At 75.2% G+C, this 7,474-nt stretch carries 6 protein-coding genes; 2 read left to right on the top strand and 4 right to left on the bottom strand.

Annotated elements, in window-relative coordinates:
- Positions 1-52: 52 nt before the first annotated feature.
- Together Q0195_RS15375 and Q0195_RS15380 are read right to left on the bottom strand one after the other, a co-directional pair.
- On the bottom strand, positions 53-880 hold the full coding sequence (locus tag Q0195_RS15375) for a PhzF family phenazine biosynthesis protein (protein WP_299280113.1): 828 nt from the start codon (positions 878-880) through the stop codon (positions 53-55).
- A gap of 20 nt (positions 881-900) precedes the next feature.
- Positions 901-1,302 carry a VOC family protein gene (locus tag Q0195_RS15380; protein ID WP_299280115.1) on the bottom strand — a complete coding sequence of 134 codons (402 nt, stop codon included), beginning with the start codon at positions 1,300-1,302 and terminating at the stop codon, positions 901-903.
- A gap of 106 nt (positions 1,303-1,408) precedes the next feature.
- Here Q0195_RS15380 and Q0195_RS15385 point away from each other — a divergent pair, with 106 nt between their 5' ends.
- Complete coding sequence (locus tag Q0195_RS15385) at positions 1,409-3,082, top strand: bifunctional 3'-5' exonuclease/DNA polymerase (RefSeq protein ID WP_299280117.1); 1,674 nt, start codon at positions 1,409-1,411, stop codon at positions 3,080-3,082.
- Between the two features lie 258 nt (positions 3,083-3,340).
- Positions 3,341-4,858, top strand: a complete 1,518-nt coding sequence (locus Q0195_RS15390; protein ID WP_299280119.1) for an ATP-dependent DNA ligase — start codon at positions 3,341-3,343, stop codon at positions 4,856-4,858.
- Between the two features lie 77 nt (positions 4,859-4,935).
- Here Q0195_RS15390 and Q0195_RS15395 read toward each other — a convergent pair whose 3' ends face one another.
- Both Q0195_RS15395 and Q0195_RS15400 read right to left on the bottom strand, forming a co-directional pair.
- Positions 4,936-5,346: a hypothetical protein gene (locus Q0195_RS15395; protein ID WP_299280121.1), complete on the bottom strand. Its 411-nt coding sequence runs from the start codon at positions 5,344-5,346 to the stop codon at positions 4,936-4,938.
- Positions 5,347-5,710: 364 nt separating this feature from the next.
- Positions 5,711-7,168 (bottom strand): alanine/glycine:cation symporter family protein, encoded by a 1,458-nt coding sequence (locus Q0195_RS15400; protein ID WP_299280123.1) that lies wholly within the window; start codon positions 7,166-7,168, stop codon positions 5,711-5,713.
- Between the last annotated feature and the right edge of the window lie 306 nt (positions 7,169-7,474).

Genomic DNA, 7,474 nt, shown 5'->3' on the forward strand with positions numbered 1-7,474 from the left:
CGCCGTCGTGCACCCCGCGCCCCGCGCCCGTCCGCGGCGGCCCTGCGGTGCCTCAGAGCGCGACGGTGCCGGCGATCGCCGTCGTCGTGCGCCCGCCCACCCACAGCGTGCCGTCCGCTTCTCGCACGTGGACGCGACCCGCGCGACCGATGGCGGTGCCCTGCGCTGCGACGTAGGGCGGGTGGACCTCGCCGGTGTCGCGGAGCCACAGCGCCAACCCGGCGTTGAGGCTGCCGGTCACCGGGTCCTCCGCCCCCGCCTCGGTGAAGGCGCGCACCTCGACGTCGGTGCCGCCGCTGCCCGGGGCGGCCCAGACGCCGATCATGAGGCCGGCGAAGCGCTCGTAGCGCGGCCGCACCGCGAGCACGGCGTCGGCCGAGCGCAGCCGCAGCGCCAGCCAGGGCGGGCCGTTGTCCAGCCACGCAGCGGCGAGGACGTCCTCCGCACCGAGGTCGAGCGCGGCGACCGCCCGGGCCAGTGTCTGCTCGTCCGGCGGCTCGTAGCGGCGCAGCGGGGGCGCGGCGAAGGACCACATCCCCTCGCTCTCCCGCAGCTCGACCAGGCCGACGCCGCACTCCTGGACGAGCCGCCCGCTGCGCGCCGGCGCCCCTCCCGCGGAGAGCCAGGCGTGGGCCGAGCCGAGCGTGGGGTGGCCCGCGAAGGGCAGCTCGGTGGCGGTGGTGAAGATCCGCAGCCGGTAGTCGGCCTCGTCGGTGGTGGGCGGGAGCAGGAAGGTGGTCTCCGCGAGGTTGGTCCACGCGGCGAAGGCCTGCATCTCCTCGCTGCTCAGCCCCTCACCGTCGACCACGACGGCCACCGGGTTGCCGAGGTAGGGCTCGGCACCGAAGACGTCCACCTGGAGGAAGCGTCGCTGCCGCATGGCGCCACCCTAGGGGAGGCTCAGTCCTCGCGCGGGCTGAGCACGCAGAACTCGTTGCCCTCCGGGTCGGCGAGCACCACCCACGACGCGCGCTCGGTCTGGCCGACGTCCACCCGGGTGGCCCCCAGGTCGATGAGCCGCTGCACCTCGGCCTGCTGGTCGTCACGCTCGCGCGGGGCGAGGTCGAGGTGGAGCCGGTTCTTCACCGTCTTGCCCTCGGGCACCGGGACGAAGACGAGGCCCGGGCCGCGGCGGTCGGGCGGGACGTCGGAGGCGCCCCGCTCCAGCGCGTGCGGCGGGACGAGGATGATCTCCTCCGCCGAGTCGTAGGCGTGCTTCCAGCCGAGCGCCTCGGCCCACCACGCGGCCTGGGCCGTGTGGTCGAGGCAGTCGACGACGACGGAGTACCACCGGACGGACATCACGCCTCCTCGCGTCGCGGGAACCTCGCAGGCCAGTGAACCATCCCGTCCCGCCCGCTGTCAGCACCCGGCGGGCGTGGGGATGGTGGGGCTTAGGCTCTCGTCCGTGGAGATCGTGGTGGTGGAGGACGACGACGGCGCGCACCTGGGGGTCGTCGACGACGGTGCCACGCGGCACGAGACGGTCGCCGCCGCCGACCTGCCTGCCCGCGTGCGCCACCTCGAGCGTGAGCACCGCCCGCGCTGGGTGTGGGCCGACACCGCCGCCACCTACGGCCGCCTGGTCCGTGCCGGGGTGCGCGTGGAGCGCTGCTACGACCTGCGGCTGTGCCGCCGGATCCTGCGCCGCGCACTCCACGCTCCCCCGCCGTCGGAGCTGTGGGACGCCGCCGACGAGGGCGAGGAGGGGCTCGACGCACCGCCCACCCTGTTCGGGGTGACGCCGCTGCCGCCCGCGGAGGTGCTCGCCGAGCGGGCGCGGCAGCGCGAGGTCGTCGCCGGGAGCCGCGACCCGGGCAGGCTCGCCACGCTGCTCGCCGCGGAGTCGGCCGGCGCGCTCGTCGCGGCCGAGATGCGCCACGACGGCCTGCCGTGGAGCGCGGAGGCGCACGACCGGCTGCTCACCGAGGTGCTCGGCCCGCGGCCGCACCACGGCGCGCGGCCCGCGGTGCTCGAGGCGCTCGCCGCACAGGTGCGCGACGCCCTGGACGCACCACGGCTCAACCCCGACTCCGGGCCTGCGCTGCTGCGCGCGCTGCGCTCGGCCGGGATCTCGGTGCAGACCACCCGCAAGTGGGAGCTCGAGCAGGTCGACCACCCGGCCGTCGCCCCGCTCCTGGAGTACAAGCGGCTGGCGCGGCTGCACAGCGCCAACGGCTGGGCGTGGGCCGAGGAGTGGGTGCGTCCCGGTCCGCCCGGCGGCCGGGAGCGGTTCCACCCCGACTACGTGGTCGGCGGCGTCGTCACCGGACGGTGGGCCACGCGTGGCGGCGGGGCGCTGCAGCTGCCCAAGCAGGTGCGCGGGGCGGTCGTCGCCGACCCGGGGTGGCGGCTCGTCGTCGCCGACGTCGCCCAGCTCGAGCCGCGGGTGCTCGCGGCGATGGCACGTGACGAGCGCATGGCGGGCGCCGCCCGCGGCGGGGACCTCTACCAGGGACTGGTCGACCAGGGGGTCATCGACACCCGCGACCACGCCAAGGTCGCCATGCTCGGCGCGCTGTACGGCGCGACCACCGGCCGGTCCGGTGAGCTCGTCCCGCGTCTGCTGCGCGCCTTCCCGCGGGCCACCGCCGTCGTCGAGGGGGCGGCGATGCGCGGCGAGGTGGGCGGCGTGGTCCGCACCTGGCTGGGGCGCACCTCGCCGGAGCCGCCGCCGGCGTGGAAGGCCGCCCAGGACCGGCAGCACGAGCCCGGCGCCACCGACGACGACCGCCGTGTCGCCCGCCGGCTGGCCCGCGACTGGGGGCGCTTCACCCGCAACTTCGTCGTCCAGGGCACCGCCGCGGAGTGGGCGCTGTGCTGGCTGGCGGACCTGCGCAACCGGCTGCGTGCCACGGCCGGACCGGACGCGGTACGACCCGACGGCACCGCCACCGGCCCGCACCTGGTCTTCTTCCTCCACGATGAGGTCATCGTCCACACCCCGGCCGACCTCGCCGAGGACGTGGCGACGGCGGTCCGCGAGGCCGCGGCCGGCGCGGGCCGGTTGCTCTTCGGCGACTTCCCCATCGACTTCCCGCTCGACGTCGCGGTCGTCGACACCTACGCCGACGCCGGCTGACCCGGCCCGCCCCGACCGACCGACCGACCCGAGCCTCCTCCACCGACAGCCCACCTCCCACCGAGAGCCCACTTCCCACCCACAGCTCACTTCCCACCGAGCGCCCACTTCCCACCGAGAGCTCACTTCCCACCCACAGCCCGTTTCCCACCGAGAGCTCAGTACCCAGCCAGACCCGCCTGCCCGCCCTCCCCACGTCGTCGCAGCGCCTGTGACGGAGCCCGCGCATCCACGGCGCCCCGCTGCCAGAATCGGCACGTGCTCTTCGCCCGCATCGCCGAGGTCTCTGCCGCCGTCGCCGCGACCCGCTCCCGGCTGGAGAAGCGGGCGCTGCTCGCCGCTGCGCTGCGCGAGGCCGAGCCCGAGGAGGCGGAGGTGGTCGCCACCTACCTGTCCGGGCGGGTGCGTCAGCGCCGCACCGGCGTGGGGTGGCGCACCCTGGCCGACCTCCCCGACCCGGCCCCGGAGCCCTCGCTCTCCCCGGTCGACGTCGACCGCCGGCTGGAGGAGATCGCGGTGCTCACCGGCGCCGGTTCACAGACCGGTCGCGCCAGGGCCGTCGCCGAGCTCTTCGCGGCGCTCACCACGGGCGAGCAGCAGTTCCTGCGCGGCCTCATCCTCGGCGAGGTGCGGCAGGGTGCGCTGGACGCGCTCATCCTCGAGGCGGTCGCCGCCGCGGCCGAGGTGCCGGTGTCCACCGTGCGCCGTGCCGCCATGTTCAGTGCGCTCACCGGCCCGGTCGCCCGCGCCGCGTTGGTCGGCGGAACCGTCGCGCTGGAGGAGTTCCGCCCGGCCGTGCTCCGACCTGTGCGACCGATGCTGGCCTCCGCCGCCCCGGACCTCGGCGCCGCGCTGGACAAGCTGCGCGGGGGGAGTGAGGAGCCGGTGGCCGCGGACGGCAAGATCGACGGCATCCGGGTGCAGGTGCACCGCAAGGACGACGAGGTGGCCGTCTTCACCCGCTCCCTGGACGACATCACCGAGCGGGTGCCGGAGATCGCCGAGGTCGTGCGCGCCCTGCCCTCCCGGCGGCTCATCCTCGACGGCGAGGCCATCGCCCTCGACCCCGGCGGGCGCCCCCGCCCGTTCCAGGAGACGGCCGCCCGCACCGGCACACAGGAGGTCTCCGGCGGCGGGGTGCCGCTCACGGTGTACTTCTTCGACCTGCTGCACCGCGACGGCACCACCCTGATAACGGCACCCGCCGGCGAGCGGTTCGCCGCCCTGGAGGACGTCGTCCCCGAGCACGCCCTCGTCCCCCGCCGGGTCAGCGCCGACCCCGACGAGCTCGCCGACTTCTACCGCGCGATCCTCGACCAGGGGCACGAGGGCGTCGTACTGAAGAACCTCACCGCCCCGTACGACGCCGGGCGCCGCGGCGCCGCATGGGTCAAGGTCAAGCCGCGCCACACGCTGGACCTCGTCGTCCTCGCCGTCGAGTGGGGCAGCGGCCGCCGCCGGGGATGGCTGTCGAACATCCACCTCGGGGCGCGCGACCGCGACGGCTTCGTCATGCTGGGCAAGACGTTCAAGGGGATGACCGACGAGATGCTCGAGTGGCAGACCCGCCGCTTCCTGGAGCTGGAGACACACCGCGAGGGTCACGTCGTCTTCGTGCGTCCCGAGCAGGTCGTCGAGATCGCCTTCGACGGCGTTCAACGCTCGCCCCGCTACCCCGGAGGACTGGCGCTGCGCTTCGCCCGGGTGCTGCGCTACCGCGACGACAAGACGGCGGCCGAGGCGGACACCATCGACGCCGTGCGTGCCCTGGCCTGACGGCGGTGCCGCCCTGGCGGCAGGGCGGCCTCGACGACGGTCCAGCGCCGGACCACCTACCCCGCCGTGCGCGACGCTCAGCGTCGCGCGCCAGGCGCCTCCACCAGCTCCGCGACCGTCCCGACGTCGACCAGGTCCTCCAGGCACATCCGCGTCGGGTCCATGAGGAGCACCTCGCCGCTCAGCCCCTGCGCGAGCGCCTCCGCCGGCGTCCACCAGCGCGACTCGGCGGCCTCCCCGCCCAGGTGCAGCGCCTGCTGCCGGTGCGGCAGGCGGGCGAGGAAGAAGCGGGTGTCGTAGCGCCGCGGGTACCCCCCCGGGGTGACGAAGTGCGCCCACGGCCGCAGCAGGTCGGAGCGGAGCACCAGGCCACGGGCGGCGAGCAGCCGGCCGAACGTCGTCCGACCGGTGATGAGACGGCGCCGGTCCGCCGCCAGCAGCGCGGGGTCGGGCGGGTCGGCCCCGTCCTGCGGGGTGGCCAGCAGCACCCCGCACTCCTCGAGGTCTCGCGCACGGCGGCGCACACGTGCGCCCGGGCGGCGCTCGCCGGCAGGCCCAGGGTCCGGCCCCACTCCGCGGCGGAGGGCCCGCGCCAGGGCACCGCCGGGTCGTGGTCCTGCGGGTCCACCCCGCCGCCGGGGAAGACGAGCGCGCCGGCGGCGAAGGCCATCGTCGGCTGCCGGCGGAGCATGAAGACCTCCACCCCGGTCGGACCGTCCCGCACCACCAGCACGGTCGACGCCGGACGCGCCGGGACGCCGTCGGGCACGGCCTGTCGCGGCGTCTCGGGAGCTCCGGTCACCCCCGCACCATATGGGCCGTCGCCGGCCGCCAGGAGCGTCGGCGCGGCGGTCACGCCACCCGCTGGGAGGACGGCGTCACCTCCCGGGAGACCCACACGTCACCGGGCAGGTCGCCGGGCAGCAGCGGGTTGCCCCGGCCGAGGAAGGCCCCGAGCGGCTTGCCGCGGTACTGCTCGTAGTCGCGCAGCGCGCCGACCGCCCACCGGCCGAGCATGAGGACGGCCACGAGGTTGACCATCGCCATCATCCCCATGGCGATGTCGGCGATGGTCCACACCGTCGCCAGCTGGGCGAGGGAGCCGATGAGCACCGCGGCCACCACGAGCGTGCGCAGCGCGATCGGCGCCCACGGCCTCGGGGACAGGTAGGCGGCGTTGCACTCGGCGTAGGTGAAGTTGCCCAGGATCGAGGAGTAGGCGAAGACGAAGATGAGCACGGTCATCGGCAGCGTCGTCCACGACCCGAGGGACTCGGCCACCGCGGCCTGGGTGAGCGAGGCGCCCTGCGCCTCCCCCGTCACGCCCGGCGTGTACACCGCCGGCCCGGCCATGAGGACGATGAAGGCCGTCGCCGAGCACACGAGGATGGTGTCGACGAAGACGCCGAGGGACTGGATGAGGCCCTGCTGCGCCGGGTGGCGCACGGTGGCGGTGGCGGCGGCGTTCGGCGCCGAGCCCATGCCCGCCTCGTTGGAGAACAGCCCGCGCCGGCTGCCGTGGAGCACGGCGGCGAGCAGCCCGCCGCCGGTGCCGGCCAGCGCCTCGTCCAGCCCGAAGGCGCCGCGCACGATCATCCCGACCACCTCGGGCAGGTCGCCGAGGTTGAGCAGGACGACGAGCAGGGCGAGCAGCACGTAGGCGGCCGCCATGAGCGGGGCGAGCAGCTCGGCGACGCGGGCGACGGCGCGGATGCCGCCGAAGACGATCGGTGCGGTGAGGAAGAGGAGGATCGCCGTCGAGGCCCACAGCGGCATGTCGTGCGCGGAGCCGAGGGTGGCGGTGATGGTGTTGGCCTGGACCATCTCGAAGGCGAAGCCGAAGACGAAGATGAGCAGGACGGCGAAGACGGCGCCCCACGTGCGTGAGCCGAGCCCGCGCTGGATGTAGAAGGCCGGTCCGCCGCGGAAGGTGCCGTCGCGCCACCGCACCTTGTACATCTGGGCCAGCGTCGCCTCGACGAATGCGGTGGCCATGCCGACGACGGCGACCACCCACATCCAGAAGATGGCGCCGGGCCCGCCGAGGGTGAGCGCGATCGCCACACCGGCGATGTTGCCGGTGCCCACCCGCGAGCTGATGCCGATGGCGAAGGCCTGGAAGGAGCTGATCCCGCCGTGGCTGTCCCCGCGGGAGCGGGCGACCACCGAGACCATCCGCAGGAACAGCCGCGCCTGCACGGCCCGGGTGCGGACGGTGAAGTACACCCCGGTGCCGACGAGGAGCGCGACGAGCACGTAGGTGTAGAGGTTGTTGCTGATCTGTCCGAGGACCTCGTTGACCGTGTCCATCGTCGTCTCCCCCCGACGTCGCACCGCCCGGCCGTGGGCGGCGGTGACCGCCGCAGACTAACGCCGTCGCGGCGCGGCGGCGCGCTGGGGGCTGCCGGCGACGAACTGCCCGGGGCCGGGGGCCGCCCACGGGCCGCGCGGCCTCTGCGAGACTGGGGAGCGTGACGATCACGGTGCATGAGCTCAACGCCCTGCTGGACCGTCTGGAGGACGAGGCGGGCGATGCCGGTGAGCTCGACGCGGATGCCCTGTACGAGGGCTTCGCCACCTGGGCGGAGGGCACCGGCCGCGCGCTCTACCCCCACC

Source organism: uncultured Georgenia sp. (assembly GCF_937958535.1).
Classification (GTDB): domain Bacteria; phylum Actinomycetota; class Actinomycetes; order Actinomycetales; family Actinomycetaceae; genus Oceanitalea.